Genomic DNA, 16,280 nt, shown 5'->3' with positions numbered 1-16,280 from the left:
CATGAACCCGCACTGCGACAGGACGCCATGGCCCCCGGCCGCCCGCCTGCCTATGATCGCCGCCGTCTTCGCTCCCGCATGAAAGAGGAAACGCCGTCATGAACTCGTCGAACATGCTGAAAAAGCGCCTCAAAGAGGGCAAGGCCTGCGTCAATGCGTGGCTCGCCATCCCGAGCGGCTTCTCGGCCGAGACCATGGCGCAGTGCGGCTGGGACAGCGTCACCGTCGACATGCAGCACGGCGTGCAGGACTACCATTCGATGGTCGCCTGCTTCCAGGCGATGGACAAGCATCCGGTGACGCCGCTGGTGCGCGTGCCATGGAACGAGCCCGGCATCATCGGCAAGGTGCTCGACGGCGGCGCCTGGGGCGTCATCTGCCCCATGGTCAATAACGCGGCCGAGGCCAAAGCGCTAGTCTCCTATTCGCTCTATCCGCCCAAGGGCAAGCGCAGCAACGGCCCGATCCGCGCCGGCGCCTACGGCTCGGCCACGCCCTACCAGGCGACGGCCAACGACGAGGTGCTGATCATCCCGATGATCGAGACCCAGGAGGCGATCGACAACATCGATGCCATCCTCGACGTGCCGGGCATCAGCGGCATCTATATCGGCCCCAGCGACCTCGGCCTGTCGCTCGGCCTGGTGCCCAAGCTCGACCGCGACGAGCCACAGGTGCTGGCGATCTACGACAAGCTCGTGGCCGCGGTGAAGAAGCGCGGTCAATTTGCCGGCATCCATAACGCCACGGCGAGCTATGCCGCCAAGATAATCGGCAAGGGCTTCCAGTTCGTCACCATCGCCAACGATTCGGGCCTGATGGCCATGGCCGCCCGCGCCGCCGTCGCGCAGACCCGCAAGGAAGCGGGCGCCATCGCCGACAAGTAAGGGCGTGCGGTTCGCCAACGCCACGCTGCCCGACGGCAGCAAGCACGACATCGAGGTCTCGGGAGGGCGGATCGCCGCCCTCCTCCCGGCCTCCGACGCGGGTGACCTCGACCTCGAAGGGGCGCTCGTCCTGCCGCCGCTGGTCGATGGCCACATCCATCTCGACAAGACATTGCTCGGCCTGCCCTGGGTGCCCAACCAGGCGACTGGCAACCAGGTCGCCGACCGCATCGAGGCCGAGCGCAAGGTCCGCGCGGCGCGCACCGTTCCCGAATCAGAGACCGGCGCCAATCTGGTCCGCCAGGTCGTGGCCAGCGGCACGCTGCACATGCGCAGCCACGTCGATATCGACAACCAGCTCGGCCTGAAAAACCTCCACGAGATCCTGAAGGTGCGCGAGCGCTTCTCGGGTCTCGTCACCATCCAGATCGTGGCCTTCCCGCAAAGCGGCATCTTGCGCTCGCCGGGCACTGCCGACCTTTTAGCGGCGGCCATGGCCGAAGGCGCCGATCTTTTGGGTGGTCTCGATCCCGTCGGCATCGACGGCGATCTCGACGGCCATCTCGATCCGCTTTTCGCCATCGCCGAGCAGCGCGGCGCCGGCATCGACATCCATCTGCATGACGGCGGCGAAGGCGGCCTGGCCCAGATCGAGGTCATTGCCACACGGACCAGGGCGGCAGGCCTGCAGGGCAAGGTCGCGATCAGCCACGCCTTTGCCTTGGGTTCGATACCGACCGTGTCGGCCGCGCGGACGGCCGATCTTCTGGCCGAGACCGGCGTCGCGATCATGAGCCACGGCCCGGGCGGCGCCGCCATCCCGCCCATAAAACTCCTGCGCGAGCATGGCGTGAAAGTGTTCGGTGGCTCCGACAACATCCGCGATGCCTGGTCGCCCTTCGGCAACGGCGACATGCTCGAACGCGCCATGATGATCGGCTATCGCGCCAACTTCCGGCACGACGACGAGCTGGCACTGGCCTTCGACATGGTGACGGCAGCTGCCGCCGAGGTGCTCGGCATTGCCCACTACGGCATCGCGGCCGGCGGGCCGGCCGATTTCGTCGTCGTCGAAGCCCAGTCCGTGGCGGAGGCTGTCGCTACGCGCCCGCGTCGCAAGCTGGTGGTCAAGTCCGGCAAGGTCGTGGCCCGCGATGGCGCATTGCTCGCCTGAGCACGCGCCGTTTTCCCACAAGCCCGACATTACCAAGGCGGTTCGGCGGTGCCACTATGCGCCACAGCCGTGCCAGGCGCCGAGAGGTTCGCGTTGCCAGAGTACCTGACCCACTTCTTCTACGAGTTCGTGACTCTCCTCGTCATACTCGACCCCATTGCGACAATCCCCCTGTTCCTCGTCGCCGCCGAAGGCCTCGACCGGCGCGGGTCGCTTCTGGTTGCGTTCTACGCGATGGTGATCTCCTTTCTCGTGCTGATGTTCTTCATCGTTGCCGGCCAGTTCCTGCTCGCGGCGCTCAAGATCCCGATCGCGTCATTTCAGCTCGCGGGCTCTCTCGTGCTGCTTTTGTTCGGGGTGAAGATGGTGCTGGGCAGAATGGACGAGCAACTGGCCACCTCGCCCGTTGCAGCGACGCCGCTGCAACGGGCTGTGTACCCGCTTGCAATTCCGACCATTGCCGGACCCGGCGCCATACTGACAGTGGTATTGCTGGCCGACAATACGGGCCGCGCGTGGAGCGAGCTGGTTGCCACAACCGGCGTCCTGGCGCTCTGCTTGCTGGTAATGTTCGTCACCTACGCTTTGGCGACCGTGGTCTTCCGCTTCCTTGGAAAACCCGGCATCGAGGTTGTGAGCCGCGTGTTCGGCCTCGTCCTGGCGAGCATCGCCGTGACCGGCATGATAGCGTCGATCAAGGTCAGTTTCGGGCTGCCCTGATTCACCGGTGATGGCGTAGTGATCTCCAGAAGGATCAACCATGGCGACGCGTCAGGCCGTGCTCGGGATGGAGCGGGCCTCCTTCTTCTACGGCTCGGCCGCGGTGTTCCGCGGCATCACCTTCCTGCTCGACGGTGCGCGCACCGCCCTGGTCGGCGAGAACGGCACCGGCAAGTCGACCCTGCTGAAGTGCCTCAGCGGCGAGCTGGAGCTGAATGGCGGCAAGGTGATCCGCTCGCGCGGCCTCAGGACCGGCAGCGTGCCGCAGGACGTGCCGCCGGGCCTGGCCGAGCTGCCGGTGCGCGACGTGCTGCAGCGTTCGCTCGCCAAGGTCGGCCTGGACGACGACTGGTGGCGCATCGACGTCCTGCTGGACGAGATCGGCGTTGAGCAGGAAATCCTCGACAAGCCATTCGGCACCCTGTCGGGCGGCTGGCAGCGCCTGTTGCTGATCGCGGCGGCGGCGCGACTCGAAGAACCGGACATCCTTATCCTCGACGAGCCGACCAACCATCTCGACCTCGCCAACATCGAGACGCTGGAGCGCTGGCTCACGGTCGACTTCCCCGTGCCCATGCTGATCGTGAGCCACGACCGCGAGTTCCTGAACCGCGTCACCGACCGCACGCTCTTCCTGCGCAGCGACGGCATGCACGCCTTCAAGACCAGCTTCGCCCCGGCGCGCGAGGAGCTGCTGCGCCGCGACGCCGCCGCGGCCGCGCGCGCCCAGCTCGAGGACAAGGAGATCCGCCGCCTGGAGCAGGCCGCGGCGCGCTACAAAGTGTGGGCGGTCAAGAACCCCGACCTCAACAAGCGCAAGGCCGCGCTCGAGACGCGCATCGCCCGCATCGAGAAGGACCGCACCCAGGCCTATGCCGCCCGCGAGCGGCGATTGGAGCTGGCCGACGGCGACATCGACGCCAAGGTGGCGCTGCGCATTGCCGGCCTCGACGTCCTGGCGCCGGGCAGCGAGCGCAAGCTGATCGCCATCGATCGTCTCGCCATTGCTGCCGGCGACCGCATCGCCCTGCTGGGCGTCAACGGTGCCGGCAAGTCGACGCTCCTGTCAGCGCTGGCCAAGGCGTTCGATCCCGAACTGGAGCACTACGACAGCCTGTCGCCCGTGCGCTTCAATCCGGCCTGCCGGCTGGTCTATTTCGACCAGACCATGCGCGACCTGCCGCTCATGACGTCGATTCTCGACTACGTGCTCGAGGTTGCGGGCATCAACGAGAAGGACGCGATCCGCCAGCTCGCCGGCGCCGGCTTCCCCTTCCGCAAGATCGGCGAGCCGATCGATATCCTGAGCCACGGCGAGCGCGCCCGCCTGGTGTTCCTCAAGATGAAGCTGCTGCGGCCCAACATGTACCTGCTGGACGAGCCGACCAACCATCTCGACATCGAGGGCCAGGAGGCGCTCGAGGCCGAACTCGACCAGAGCGACGTGTCGTGCCTGTTCGTCAGCCACGACCGCTACTTCACCCGCACCGTCGCCAACCGTTTCCTGGAGATCCGCAAGGGCCGGCTGGTCGAGATCGACGATGCCGAGAGCTTCTTCGAGCAGGTAGGATAACGCCATGGACCTTCCCCTGGACGACCACCTCAGCATCGGCGTGCAAACCCTCCATCGGCGCACAGAGCCCGCCGAAGGCCCGTGGCAGCCCACCATCGACGAGATGGCCGACCTGGTCAGCCTGGTCGACCGTTGCGGCTACGATTCGATGTGGGTCGGCGATCACGTCGCCTTCACCATCGCGATCTTCGACCCGCTGATGCAGCTCGCCCAGGCCGCCGTGGTCAGCCGGCGCCTGATCTTCGGCACGGACGTCTACCTGCTGCCCCTGCGCCATCCGACGCCGGTCGCCAAGCAGGTTTCGACGCTCGACCACCTGACCGAGGGCCGTTTCGTGTTCGGAGTCGGCGTCGGCGGCGAGTTCCCCAAGGAGTACGAGGCCTGCGGCGTGCCAATCAACGAGCGCGGCGCTCGGCTCAGCGAAAGCATCACGGTCATGCGCAAGCTGTGGACCGGCGAGCCGGTCTCGCACGCCGGCAAGTTCTTCAATTTCGCGGACGTGAAGATGCAGCCGCCGCCGCGCCAGCCCGGCGGCCCGCCGATCTGGTGCGGCGGCCGCTCCGATCCGGCGCTGCGGCGCACCGGGCGCATGACCGACGGCTGGATGTCCTATGTCGTGACGCCCGACATGTACCGCCAGGGCCTGGAGAAGATCGCGACGGCCGCCAGCGAGGCCGGCCGCACCTTCGACCGCGGCTTCGGCACCGCCCACCTGCTGTTCACACGCATCGACGACACCTACGAAAAGGCGCTCGATGCCGCGACAGCATCGCTCAGCCAGCGCTACGCCATGGACTTCCGCAAGGCCGCGCAACGTTACGCCGCGCTGGGGACGCCACAGGACGTGGTCGAGACGATCTTCAAGTTCCAGCAAGCCGGCGTGCGTCACCTCATCCTCGACTTCGTCGGCCCTTATGAAGAGCGCGACCAGCAGATCGAGCGCTTCGCCGCCGGGGCGATGCCGCTGCTGGCTGGTTTGCGCGGTGGGAGGTGACCATGCGGCTCGGCATGCTTCTGCGCTATCACGGCCACGACCTCGCGCTCGCGGAGGTGCTGGAGGCCGAACGACTGGGCTACGATTCGGTGTGGAGCGGCGAGGCCTACGGCACCGACGCCGTCACGCCGACGGCCTGGATCCTCGCCCGCACGACCCGCATCAGGGCCGGCACCGGCATCATGCAGATGCAGGCGCGCACGCCCGCTTGCACCGCCATGACGGCGCTCACCCTGCAGGCGCTGTCGAACAACCGTTTCCTTCTGGGCATCGGCGCTTCGGGACCGCAGGTCGTCGAAGGCTGGCACGGCGTGCCGTTCGGCAAGCCGATGGCGCGCACCCGCGAATACATCGAAATCCTGCGCAAGATCCTGAAGCGCGAGGCGGCCCTGCAGCACCAGGGCGAGCTCTACCAGATCCCCTACACGGGGCCCGGCGCCACGGGCCTGGGCAAGCCGCTGAAGAGCATCCTGCACGGCGATCCCGACATGCCGATCTATGCCGCCTCGATCACGCCGATCGGGCTCAAGGTGGCGGGCGAAGTGGCCGACGGCGTGCTGCCGATCTTCATGTCGCCGGAGAAGACCAAGATGGTGACCGACCCGCTGCGTGGCGGCATCGCCAAAGGGCGTCCCGGGCGGACCTTGGCCGACTTCGATGTCGCCCCTTATGTCCGCATCGCCATGGGTCCCGACCTGCAGGCCTGCCGCGACGCGCTGAAGCCCGAGCTCGCCCTCTACGTCGGCGGCATGGGTGCGCGGTCGAAGAACTTCTACAACGACGTCACCAAGCAGCTCGGCTACGAGGAAGCCGCCGTGAAGATCCAGGATGCCTTCCTGGGCGGCCGGCGCGCCGAAGCGGTCGCGGCCGTGCCCGACGCCTTCGTCGACGAGGTCTCCCTGGTCGGCAGCCCTGAGCGCATCAAGGACCGCCTGCAGGCCTGGCAGGCCGCCGGCAGGACGCACGAGGTCGGCTCGATGCTGCTGAGCGGCGCCACCGTCGACTCGCTGCGCGTGGTCGCCGAAGCCGTGCTCTGATTCTTGCCGGACCTGCCTGCGCGAAGCCGAGGCGGCTTCGCTTCAGCGAAGGCAGGCCGCGGGCCTCCAGGCCCGCTCATCGTGGGAGCGCGGACCTCCGGTCCGCATCATGAACATGAGCGGACCAGAGGTCCGCGCTCCCAGCAGAGCCGCGCGTAACGCCCGTCGGCCACGCCGGTTGCGTGGCCGTGACGTGGCATCGCCTTTTTGCCACCGCATCCCACCGCCACCGCCCGGAGGCAGCGGCGTTGGTTACCGGCACGACCGAAAGGAGAAGTGACATGCCCCTGTTCTTCCTTATTGCCATCGGTGCCGGCGCGCTCACTCTGGGTGCGACGGCGATCGACCCCGCGGCTGACGTGCGCCATCAGAACACCGCACAGGTGCAGCACACTGGCTACCAGCAGACCTATGCGTCCTATGAAGATTGCGTGAGGGCCATGCAGCTGCAGTACCTGCCGGCGTCGAACTGCCAGACGCGGTAATCGTCTGCTTTGAGCGGGAACCCTGACTCGCAGGGTTCCCGCTCATCAGCCCACGATCTCGCCCCGGAAAGCCCAGCGCGTCATGCGCTTCTCGACCAGGGCGCAGATCGCGTACATCAGGACGCCCATGATGGCGATGGCGAACAGGCCAGCGAACGTGGTCGGCGCGTCGTTGCGCGCGCTGGCCGACAGCATCAAAAAGCCGATGCCGTTGTTGCCGCCGACCGTCTCGGAGATCACCGATCCGATGAAGGCCAAGGTGATCGCGACCTTCAGGCTGGCGAAGAGATAGGGCATGGCGCGCGGGATGCCGACCTTGGTCAGGATTTCGGTGCGCGTGGCGCCGAGGCTTCGCAGCACGTCGCGCATCTCGGGCTCGATGGTGGCAAGGCCGGTCGCGACGTTCACCACGATGGGAAAGAAGCTAATGACGAAGGCCGTGATGACGGCCGGCAGCGAGCCCACGCCCACCCAGATCATCAGGATCGGCACCAACGCCACCTTGGGGATGGCGTTGAAGGCAATCAGCAGCGGATAGAGGCCCGAATAGACGAACGGCGAGGCGCCGATCGCCAGCCCCAGCAGCAGCCCGCCCGCGATCGCCAGCAGGAAGCCGATCACGGTGGTCCACAGCGTGTCCCAGCAATAGGCCATCAGGATATCGAAGCGGGCCACGAACACCGTGAAGATCTTGCTGGGCTTGGGCAGGATGATCTCGGGGATGTCGAAGGCGATGCAGGCGAGCTCCCAGATGATCAGGAGCACCGCCGTCGCCAGCCACGGCATGGCGATCTTGAGCGCCTCGCGCCTGAGGTCGCTCATGCGTGCTCCTGCGAGATGCGGTCGCGCAGCTCGTGCACGAGATCGACGAAATGCGGCTCGAAGGTGGTGGCGAGCGAGCGCGGCCGCGGGATGTCGATCTTGCGGGAGAGCACGATGCGGCCCGGCCGCTTGCTCATGACGTAGACGGTGTCGGCGAGATAGACCGCCTCGCGCAGGTCGTGCGTCACCAGCACGCCGGTGAAGCGCTTCTCGAGCCACAGCGCCTGCATGACGCCCCACAGCTCCTCGCGCGTGAAGGCATCGAGCGCGCCGAACGGCTCGTCGAGCATCAGGAGCTCGGGCTCGTGGATCAGGGCACGGCAAAGGTTGGAGCGCTGCTGCATGCCGCCCGAGAGCTGCCAGGGATAGCGCCGCGCGAAGTCGGCGAGGCCCACCGTCTGGAGCAGCTTCATCGCCTGCGCTTCGTACTCGGCGCGATTGCTGCGGAAGCGTCGCTTGTGCGGCTCCACGACTTCCATGGGCAGCAGGATGTTGTCCATGGTGGTGCGCCAGGGCATCAAGGTCGGGTTCTGGAAGGCCATGCCGACGCCCTTGATCGGCCCCGTCACCTTCTCGCCCGCCACCCGGACCTCGCCCGACGACGCCGGCAGCAGGCCGGTGACGAGCTTCATGATGGTCGACTTGCCGCAACCCGACGGCCCGACCACGGCGATGAACTCGCCCTTGTTGATGCTGAAAGTCGCATCGGCAAGGGCGAGCGTGGTTTCCTTGCCCAGCCTGTAGGTGAGACTGACGCCTTTGAGGTCGACGAAGGTCATCTAGTTTGACGTCATGCTCCTCTCCCCCGATAGGGGGAGAGGTTGGGTGAGGGGGTTGCGCACGACCTTCGATGCCCCCTCACCTAGCCTCTCCCCCTAGCGGGGGAGAGGAACATGAGGGGAGAGACGAAAGTCACGGCCCTCACTTCACGACCATGCGATCCGCCTTGGGCGGCAGGTACTTGTTGGTGAAGACCTTGTCGACCGGCGGCGCCGCCGGCAGGCCGAAGGCTTCCGACACCAGCTTGACCGACTTGGCGAAACGCTCGGGCTGAACGTCGCCCATGCCGTTGGCCTTCACATAGGGCGTCAGGACGTTGGTCTGCAGCGAGATCTGCAGGCGCTCCAGCTCCAGCGCCTCGTCGATCAGCGGATCGCGCTTCTTGGCGGCGGCGATGCCGAGCTTGTTGTCGGCGATGACGTCCTTCCAGCCCTTGATCGTGGCGTTGATGAAGCCCTTCACCGCCTTCTCGTTACCGGCCAGCTCCGGCGAGATCACGATGCCGTTGCCGTAGACGTCCATGCCGAAGTCGACGTAGCGCATGGCGACGATGTCGTCGAACTTCACGCCGCGCGCCTTGAGGTCAAGCATCGACGAGAAGTAGTGACCCGAGATGAAGTCCACCGTGCCCTGCACCAGGCTCTGCTCGCGCAGCTGCGGCGTCAGGTTGACGTGCTCCCACTTGGTGATGCCGTTGATCTTGGCGAAGGCCGGGAACAGCCGGAAGCTCGCATCGAACACCGGCGCGCCGAGCTTCTTGCCCTCGAGGTCCTTGGGCACCTTGATGCCGCTCTTCTTCAGGGCATAGACGCCGAACGGCGCGAAGTCGTAGGCCATGAACACGCAGAGCACTTCCTTGCCCGGGTTCTTGGCGTTGTACTCGATGGTGGCGTTCACGTCGGCGAAGCCGATCTGGTAGGCGCCCGTGGCGACGCGCTGCACGGCGCCGGCCGAGCCCTGGCCCGGGTCCATCGTGACGTCGAGGCCTTCGGCCTTGTAGTAGCCCTTCTCCAGCGCCACCAGGAACGGCGAGGTCGGGCCCTGGAACACCCAGTCCAGCGTGAATTTGATCGGCGTCTGCGCGTTGGCCGGCAGGCTGCCCACCGCCAGCGCGACAACGGCCGCGCCGCCCAGCCATTTGGCGAATTTGCTCATGATCTTGTGCCCCTCTGAGTTCCCCGTCCCGCGACTCTTAGGCGGACAAAACACATCCGCCAAGGGGATATCAGGCAGATTCTATGCCAGTCGGTGCCCCGCTTACCCGATGCCCAGCATCCCGCCGATCAGGCGAAAGACATGCACTTTCGTCCAGATGTCTGCCGGGGAAAAGCTTGGGCGCGCCTGCATGGCGCGCCAATAGCGCGCAAGCGCCGGTCGCTTCAGAAGCTCCTCGCCCATGCCGACGAATTCCATGCGCGCGAGGAACACGGTCCAGACCACGTCGGCAACGCCATAGGCGGGCGGCACGATCACGGCGCGGCCATCGTTAAGCGTCTGCTCGAGCCGATCCATAAAGCCGATCGCTTCGGCGCGGCGTGTCTCCGCCAGCCGCACGACAGCGGTGGGATCGAACGCGCGGATGCGCGCGGCGAAGGCCTCGGCGCGTGCCTCGTAGACCTTGGCGAGGTCGGGATTCTGCGCAGCACGTTTGAGAAGGCGGCGACGGACGGCTTCGAGCCGCTTGGGAATCACGATCCGAGCCAGGGGATTAGTGGCGAGAAGCTTGCCGAAGGTCAGTTGCTCGACCTCATAGCCGTAGTGAAGGTCGAGCCAGGCTCTGGTGTCGCCATCGAGTGTCGCTTCGCTGACGCCCAGCGCGTACTCGGCGATGTCGCGGCTCTGGTCGAGATTGCGGTTCGGCAGCACCAACGTCGGCACGGTCATGTTCGGATTGAGCCGGACATAATCCGGCCGCTGCTGGACCATCTTGAGATGGATGTCGATCACGACCGATTCGTAGGCGATCCCGCCTTCGATGAGCGCGAGGCGCGCGATCATCGAATAGTAGGACGATAGCGCGTGATATAGGCGCGGCTTGGGTTCCGCCATGGCCGATCATCACCTGTATGGAACGTAGATGCAAAAGATGGATTGAGCGCCGCTCAGGCCGCCTCGATGCCAGCCTGCTGGGTTGCCACGAGGCGCGCAAAGGCGCCGCCCTGGCCGACCAGCTCGCGGTAGTTGCCCTGCTCGACCACGCGGCCGTGCTCGAACACCACCACGAGGTCGGCGTCGCGGATGGTCGACAGCCGGTGGGCGATGATGAAGGTCGTGCGGCCCGCCATCAGCGTCTTCAGCGCCTTCTGGATGCGCGCCTCGGTCACCGAATCAAGCGCGCTTGTCGCCTCGTCGAGGATCAGGATCGGCGGATCCTTGAGCAGCGCCCGGGCGATCGCCAGACGCTGGCGCTCGCCGCCCGACAGCGTCGTGCCGCGCTCGCCTACCATCGTGTCGTAGCCATTGGACTGGCGCTGTATGAAGTCGTGCGCCTCGGCCAGCCGCGCCGCCTGCTCGAGCTCGGCCTGGGTGGCGTCGGGCTTGCCGATGCGCAGGTTGTCGGCGATGGACCGGTAGAACATGGTGCTGTCCTGAAACACCACGCCGATGTTGCGGCGGAGCGATTCCAGCTTGATGTCGCGATGGTCGGTGCCGTCGATGCGGATGACGCCCGACTGGGCGTCCCACATGCGATGCAGCAGCGACAGCGCCGTGCTCTTGCCCGCGCCGGTCGGACCGACGAAAGCGACCGTGGTGCCGGCCGGCACCTTCAGCGAGAAATGCACCAGCGCCGGCCGCTTGCCGTCATAGGAGAAATTGATGTCGTCGAACTCGACGTCGCCCTTGGCGCGGCCGATATCCTTGCCATGCGGATTGTCGGGCACGGTCGACTGCGAATCGAGCACGCGGAAGAAGTCGGCCAGCGCCGGCATCTGGAAGAAGATGCGGCTGACGAAACCCGAGGCCTGGTCCATGCGGCTGATCAGCAGGGTGGCGAAGCCCATGAAGCTCACGATCTCGCCGACGCTCGCTTCGCCCCGCGTGTAGAGCCAGGTGCCCAACACGAAGATCAGGATGACGGTGACGGTGGAAGCGGCCCGCGTCAGCACCGAGAGCAGCGCCCACCAGTTCAGCACCGGATACTGCGCCGCCAACGTCTCGCGGATGATGCGATGCATCTCGCCGGTTTCCTGTCCCAGCCGCACGAAGCTCTGGATCAGATGGATGTTTCCCAGCGCGTCGCCTGCCCGGCTGGCGAGCTCGCTGTGGCGGTCCTCGACCTGCTGCTGCAGGCGGTCGGTGCGGCCCACCACCCAGGCATTGGTCACGGCGAAGAAGATGATCAGCACGATCAGCAGCAGGCCGAGCCGCCAGTTCATGAACAGGCTGAGCGGCAGCATGATGAAGAGGGCAACGAAGGTCGCGAGATTCTCGCGGAAGAACGACAGCCAGATGCCGAACAGATGGTCGACGCCCGTCAGCATGACCTTCAGCAGCCGACCGGAATGCTGGCTGTGATGGAAGGCAAAGGGCAGGACCAGCACGTGCTCGAAGAAGGTCGCCATGGCGCCCAGTCGCCGGCGATGGGCCATGCGGTCGGCCTGCAGGGAGACGATGATGTTGGCCACGATGCCGCCAATGCCGACCGCCGCCCACAGCACCAGCAGCTCGCGCGCCTCTTGCCACAGCACGTCGACCGGCTTGTCGCGCGCCGTGCTCAAAAGGTCGACGACCTTGCCGAACAGCACCGGTTCGTAGAACTGCAGCGCCGCCACCGCGACGTTGGCCAGCGCCAGCATGATCGCAAGCCCGCGCTCGGCCTTTAAGAGACCGATGACCCGACCGTAGACGCGGAAGAACTCCATGCTAGCGAAGCGCGGATCGCGGGCCTCTGGCCCGCCTCATGATTCATGAGCGGGCCAGAGGCCCGCGGTCCGCGCTACGCTCAGGGTGACAGTCATACTGTTACGCCTGCTTCTCGAGGAACCGCTCTACGGTGCGCACGAAGAAGCTGACGCCGAACGGGATCGCCATGTCGTTGAAGTCGTAGCGCGGGTTATGCAGGCTGACCGCCTCGGGCCCACCGCCATTGCCCAGCATCACCATGGCACCCGGGACCTGCTCCAGCATGTAGGAGAAATCCTCCGCGCCCATGCTGGGACGGACCTTGTCGCTCACGGCGTGATCGCCGCAGACGCCCGCCGCCACGTCGAGGGCGAATCGCACGCGCTCGTCATTGTTCACCGTCGGCGGATAGCCCGGCCGGTGCTCGACCTCGATCTTCACGCCGTGCATCTGCTCGGCGCCGCGGCAGATCTCGTCGATACGGCGCTTCACCAGCTCGCGGTTGGCCGGCGTCGTGGTGCGGGTTGTGCCGCCGATATGCACGTCGGCCGGAATGACGTTGTAGGCCGAGCCCGCCTTGAAGAAGCCGACCGTGACGACGGTGGCGTCGAGCGGATCGATGTTGCGGGCGACGATGGTCTGCAGCGCCAGCACGACGTTGGCGCCCACCACCAGGGGATCGATGGTGAGATGCGGATGGGCGGCATGGCCGCCCTTGCCGACGATGCGGATGTCCCAGCGGTCGGCCGCTGCCAGCAGCGGACCGGGCTTGGTGACGATGTGGCCGAGCGGCACGCCGGGCTTGTTATGAATGGCGAAGACGGCATCGCAGGGGAACTTCTCGAACAGGCCGTCCTCGATCATCGCCTTGGCGCCGCCGCCGCCTTCCTCAGCCGGCTGGAAGATGAAATGCACCGCGCCTTCGAAGTCGCGCTTCTCGCTCATCATCTTGGCGGCGCCCAGCAGCATGGCCGTGTGGCCGTCGTGGCCACAGGCATGCATGCGTCCAGCGTTCTGCGAGCGATGCTCGAACTCATTGTTCTCTTCCATCGGCAGCGCATCCATGTCGGCGCGAAGGCCTATGGATTTCAACGAGTTGCCCTTGCGCAGGGTTCCGACCACGCCAGTCTTGCCCAGCCCGCGCGTCACCTCGAGGCCCCACTCGGTGAGCTTGGCGGCGACAATGTCCGACGTCCGCGTCTCCTGGTAGGCGAGCTCGGGATGGGCATGGATGTCACGGCGGATGGCGGCAATCTCACCCTGGATCTCGAGCGAACGCGGCAGAACAGGCATCGGGTACTCCGGTTGGAAGACCAATTGGAAGACAGGGCATCTTAGCCCAAAGTGGCGCCATGTTGTCTCTGCACGAAGTCGAAGAAGCAGCGCAAGTTGTCTACGCGGCCATGCCGCCGACCGCGCAATATGCCTGGCCGTTGCTCGCGCGGCGCACCGGCTGCGAAGTCTGGGTGAAGCACGAGAACCACACGCCGATCGGCGCCTTCAAGGTGCGCGGCGGGCTGGTCTACATGGATCGGCTGAAGCGCACGCAGCCCGGCCTCAAGGGCGTTGTCAGCGCGACCAGGGGTAATCACGGCCAGAGCATCGCCGTCGGCGCCGCCAAAGTCGGCATTGTCGCCACCATCGTCGTGCCGCAGGGCAATTCGGTGGAGAAGAACGCGGCCATGCGCGCTTTCGGAGCGGAGCTGGTCGAGGCCGGACACGACTTCGACGCCGCCCGTGATGTCGCTCTGCGGTTGGCAAGCGACCGCGGACTCTCGATGATCCCCTCCTTCCATCACGACCTGGTGCGCGGCGTGGCGACTTATGCACTGGAGCTGTTCCGTGGCGCGCCGGCGCTCGACACGGTCTATGTGCCGATCGGCCTGGGCTCGGGCATCTGCGGGGTGATCGCCATGCGCGATGCGCTCAGCCCGGCGACCAATGTGGTGGGCGTGGTATCGACCGAGGCGCCTGCTTACGCTCTCTCCTTTGCCGCCGGCAAGGTCGTGCCGACCAACAGCGCCAACACCATGGCCGACGGCATGGCGGTGCGCGGGCCCGATGCCGAAGCGCTCAGCGTGATCCTGAAGGGCGCCGACCGCATCGTGCAGGTGAGCGACGACGAGATCGGCTTGGCCATGCGCGCCTACTACGAGGACACGCACCAGCTCACCGAAGGCGCGGGCGCCGCCGCGCTCGCCGCCTTGATGCAGGAACGGCAGCGCATGGTCGGCAAACGAGTGGGCCTGGTGCTGAGCGGTGGAAACATCGACCGCCCGCTCTACTTGCGCACGCTCGCGGATCGTGGTCCCGTCTAGGGGCGAATGGAGATCGTTGCTCTACTTGTCGCCGCCCAACTGGCGCAAGCGACCGTCAGCCCGGCGGCACGCTGCCGTCAGCTCATTTCCTTCTACGACCGGTACGGCGTCGGCCGCAGCAACAACTCTGACGGCCGGCGCAATCACACGCGCATTGGCGCGGAAATCGACTGCGAGAGGGGCGACTTCCAGAAGGGCATCGCCATCATGGAAGACCTGATTCGCAAGAAGGCCTTCACGGTGCCGCCACCGGCGCAGCCCGAAACCGTGCCGCCGCTCGAAGCGCCCGAGTACGGCGTCTAGCGACTTTTGCGTGCCGGAGACTGCGGGACAGGCGCCCAGGCGAGATCGGTCTTCACCGCCTGCATGATGAAGGACGAGCGTGTGCCGCGAACGCCTGGCATGCGCAGCAGCGCCTTCAGCGCAAAATCGCTGAAGCTCGCGAGGTCGGGCGTCAGCACGTGCAGGAGGAAATCCATGTCTCCGGTCACCGCATAGCAGGCCACGACCTCGGGTCGCGCGCGGATCTCGGCCTCGAAAGCCTCGACGACCTTCTCTGAGTGATCGTCGAGCGTCACCTGGACCAGTGCCTGCAGGCCGAGCCCCATGGCCGGCGGCGAGACCAGGGCGGCATAGCGCGTGATCACACCTTCTTCTTCCAGACGCTTTACGCGGCGCTGGCACGGTGTCGGCGACAGGCCGACCCGGTCGGCAAGGTCGACGATCGGCAGACGGCCCTCGGCCTGCAGGGCGGCGACGATGCGTTTGTCGATGTCATCCAGCTCGATCATAGGGGTTATCTCTAAATTTCACCTTTGGTATAGATTTTATCCCCATTCAGGCCTGCCGGACAGCCCAACTTCGCCGGGATTCCCTACGCCCCTCCTCCCCATATTCTGCGCATGAACCTCGCCCCTCTCGAGAACCTTCGCGGCAACTATTCGGGCATGGCGTCCGACTGGACGGTGCCGCAGCACACAAGCGACTACTCCGATGAAGACCAGGCCGTGTGGCGGCTGCTGGTCGAGCGCCAGACCGCGCTCGCCAAGGCGCATGCGTGCGAGGAGTTCGTGCAGGGCCTCGAGACGCTGGGCATCGGCGACAGCATCCCCGACTTCGAGGCGGTGAATGCGCGCCTGGAGAAGCTGACCGGCTGGCGCGTCGTCGGCGTGCCGGGTCTCATTCCCGACGAGGTCTTCTATGACCATCTCGCGCACCGGCGATTTCCGGTGACGGTGTGGATTCGCACCCGCGCCGAGATCGACTATCTGGTCGAGCCCGACCTGTTCCACGATTTCTTCGGCCACGTGCCGCTGCTCAGCAATCCGGTGTTCGCCGACTACATGCAGATGTACGGCCAGCGCGCGTTGGAGGCCGGCGCCAAGATCGATCTGTTGGCGCGGCTCTACTGGTACACGGTGGAATTCGGCCTGATCCGCACTCCCGCAGGCCTCAAGATCTACGGTGCGGGCATTCTCTCGTCCGCCGCCGAAGTGAAGCACGCGATGTCGGGTGACGACGTCGAGCGGCTGCCGTTCGAAGCGGCCAGCGTCATGCGCCGCCCCTATCAGATCGACAAGCTGCAGGACACGTATTTTGTCCTGGACGATTTCCGCCAGCTCTTCGAGGCGGCGCAGACACGCGTTG

17 protein-coding genes are annotated in these 16,280 nt (G+C 66.1%); 10 read left to right on the top strand and 7 right to left on the bottom strand.

All coding sequences use genetic code 11. The features are described 5' to 3' along the window. Window positions 1-98 precede the first annotated feature (98 nt). The 7 genes from RSO01_RS13710 (at window position 99) to RSO01_RS13680 (ending at window position 6,870) form a co-directional block, all read left to right on the top strand. A complete protein-coding gene (locus RSO01_RS13710) occupies window positions 99-887 on the top strand; it encodes an HpcH/HpaI aldolase family protein (protein WP_147149665.1) in 789 nt (262 codons plus the stop codon). 4 nt (window positions 888-891) lie between these two features. Beyond that, window positions 892-2,061: an amidohydrolase family protein gene (locus tag RSO01_RS13705; protein WP_147149664.1), complete on the top strand. Its 1,170-nt coding sequence runs from the start codon at window positions 892-894 to the stop codon at window positions 2,059-2,061. Window positions 2,062-2,154: 93 nt separating this feature from the next. Further along, window positions 2,155-2,781, top strand: a complete 627-nt coding sequence (locus RSO01_RS13700) for a MarC family protein (protein WP_170303039.1) — start codon at window positions 2,155-2,157, stop codon at window positions 2,779-2,781. Between the two features lie 40 nt (window positions 2,782-2,821). Then, window positions 2,822-4,354, top strand: coding sequence for an ABC-F family ATP-binding cassette domain-containing protein (locus RSO01_RS13695; protein WP_147149662.1), 1,533 nt, complete (start codon window positions 2,822-2,824; stop codon window positions 4,352-4,354). A 4-nt stretch (window positions 4,355-4,358) separates the two neighbouring features. Then, the gene (locus RSO01_RS13690) at window positions 4,359-5,348 is read left to right on the top strand and encodes an LLM class flavin-dependent oxidoreductase (RefSeq protein WP_147149661.1); all 990 of its coding nucleotides are present in this window, start codon (window positions 4,359-4,361) and stop codon (window positions 5,346-5,348) included. 2 nt (window positions 5,349-5,350) lie between these two features. Beyond that, on the top strand, window positions 5,351-6,385 hold the full coding sequence (locus tag RSO01_RS13685; RefSeq protein WP_147149660.1) for an LLM class F420-dependent oxidoreductase: 1,035 nt from the start codon (window positions 5,351-5,353) through the stop codon (window positions 6,383-6,385). Between the two features lie 281 nt (window positions 6,386-6,666). Then, complete coding sequence (locus tag RSO01_RS13680; RefSeq protein WP_147149659.1) at window positions 6,667-6,870, top strand: hypothetical protein; 204 nt, start codon at window positions 6,667-6,669, stop codon at window positions 6,868-6,870. A 45-nt stretch (window positions 6,871-6,915) separates the two neighbouring features. Here RSO01_RS13680 and RSO01_RS13675 read toward each other — a convergent pair whose 3' ends face one another. The 6 genes from RSO01_RS13675 to RSO01_RS13650 form a co-directional block, all read right to left on the bottom strand. Then, entirely contained in the window at window positions 6,916-7,692 is a 777-nt protein-coding gene (locus tag RSO01_RS13675; protein ID WP_147149658.1) for an ABC transporter permease, read from the bottom strand. Then, a complete protein-coding gene (locus RSO01_RS13670) occupies window positions 7,689-8,471 on the bottom strand; it encodes an ABC transporter ATP-binding protein (protein WP_147149657.1) in 783 nt (260 codons plus the stop codon). The genes RSO01_RS13675 and RSO01_RS13670 overlap by 4 nt, the downstream gene beginning before the upstream one ends. A 142-nt stretch (window positions 8,472-8,613) precedes the next feature. After that, on the bottom strand, window positions 8,614-9,627 hold the full coding sequence (locus RSO01_RS13665) for an ABC transporter substrate-binding protein (RefSeq protein ID WP_147149656.1): 1,014 nt from the start codon (window positions 9,625-9,627) through the stop codon (window positions 8,614-8,616). Between the two features lie 102 nt (window positions 9,628-9,729). After that, complete coding sequence (locus RSO01_RS13660) at window positions 9,730-10,521, bottom strand: glutathione S-transferase family protein (RefSeq protein WP_147149655.1); 792 nt, start codon at window positions 10,519-10,521, stop codon at window positions 9,730-9,732. Window positions 10,522-10,574: 53 nt separating this feature from the next. Then, a complete protein-coding gene (locus tag RSO01_RS13655; protein ID WP_147149654.1) occupies window positions 10,575-12,335 on the bottom strand; it encodes a glucan ABC transporter ATP-binding protein/ permease in 1,761 nt (586 codons plus the stop codon). A 100-nt stretch (window positions 12,336-12,435) separates the two neighbouring features. Further along, window positions 12,436-13,608 (bottom strand): M20 aminoacylase family protein, encoded by a 1,173-nt coding sequence (locus RSO01_RS13650; RefSeq protein ID WP_147149653.1) that lies wholly within the window; start codon window positions 13,606-13,608, stop codon window positions 12,436-12,438. A gap of 59 nt (window positions 13,609-13,667) precedes the next feature. Between RSO01_RS13650 and RSO01_RS13645 the strand changes: the two genes are divergently transcribed. Together RSO01_RS13645 and RSO01_RS13640 are read left to right on the top strand one after the other, a co-directional pair. Further along, on the top strand, window positions 13,668-14,633 hold the full coding sequence (locus RSO01_RS13645; protein ID WP_147149652.1) for a threonine dehydratase: 966 nt from the start codon (window positions 13,668-13,670) through the stop codon (window positions 14,631-14,633). A gap of 6 nt (window positions 14,634-14,639) precedes the next feature. Further along, window positions 14,640-14,936 carry a hypothetical protein gene (locus tag RSO01_RS13640; protein WP_147149651.1) on the top strand — a complete coding sequence of 99 codons (297 nt, stop codon included), beginning with the start codon at window positions 14,640-14,642 and terminating at the stop codon, window positions 14,934-14,936. On the opposite strand, the gene RSO01_RS13635 is transcribed toward RSO01_RS13640, so the two are convergent. Continuing rightward, window positions 14,933-15,424, bottom strand: a complete 492-nt coding sequence (locus RSO01_RS13635; protein ID WP_147149650.1) for an Lrp/AsnC family transcriptional regulator — start codon at window positions 15,422-15,424, stop codon at window positions 14,933-14,935. The genes RSO01_RS13640 and RSO01_RS13635 overlap by 4 nt on opposite strands. Window positions 15,425-15,535: 111 nt before the next feature. Here RSO01_RS13635 and phhA point away from each other — a divergent pair. After that, a partial coding sequence (gene phhA, locus RSO01_RS13630; protein ID WP_147149649.1) for a phenylalanine 4-monooxygenase occupies window positions 15,536-16,280 on the top strand: 745 nt, incomplete at its 3' end.

This window comes from Reyranella soli (assembly GCF_007992495.1).
Lineage (GTDB): Bacteria > Pseudomonadota > Alphaproteobacteria > Reyranellales > Reyranellaceae > Reyranella > Reyranella soli.
This window is presented reverse-complemented; position numbering and strand designations above follow the sequence as displayed.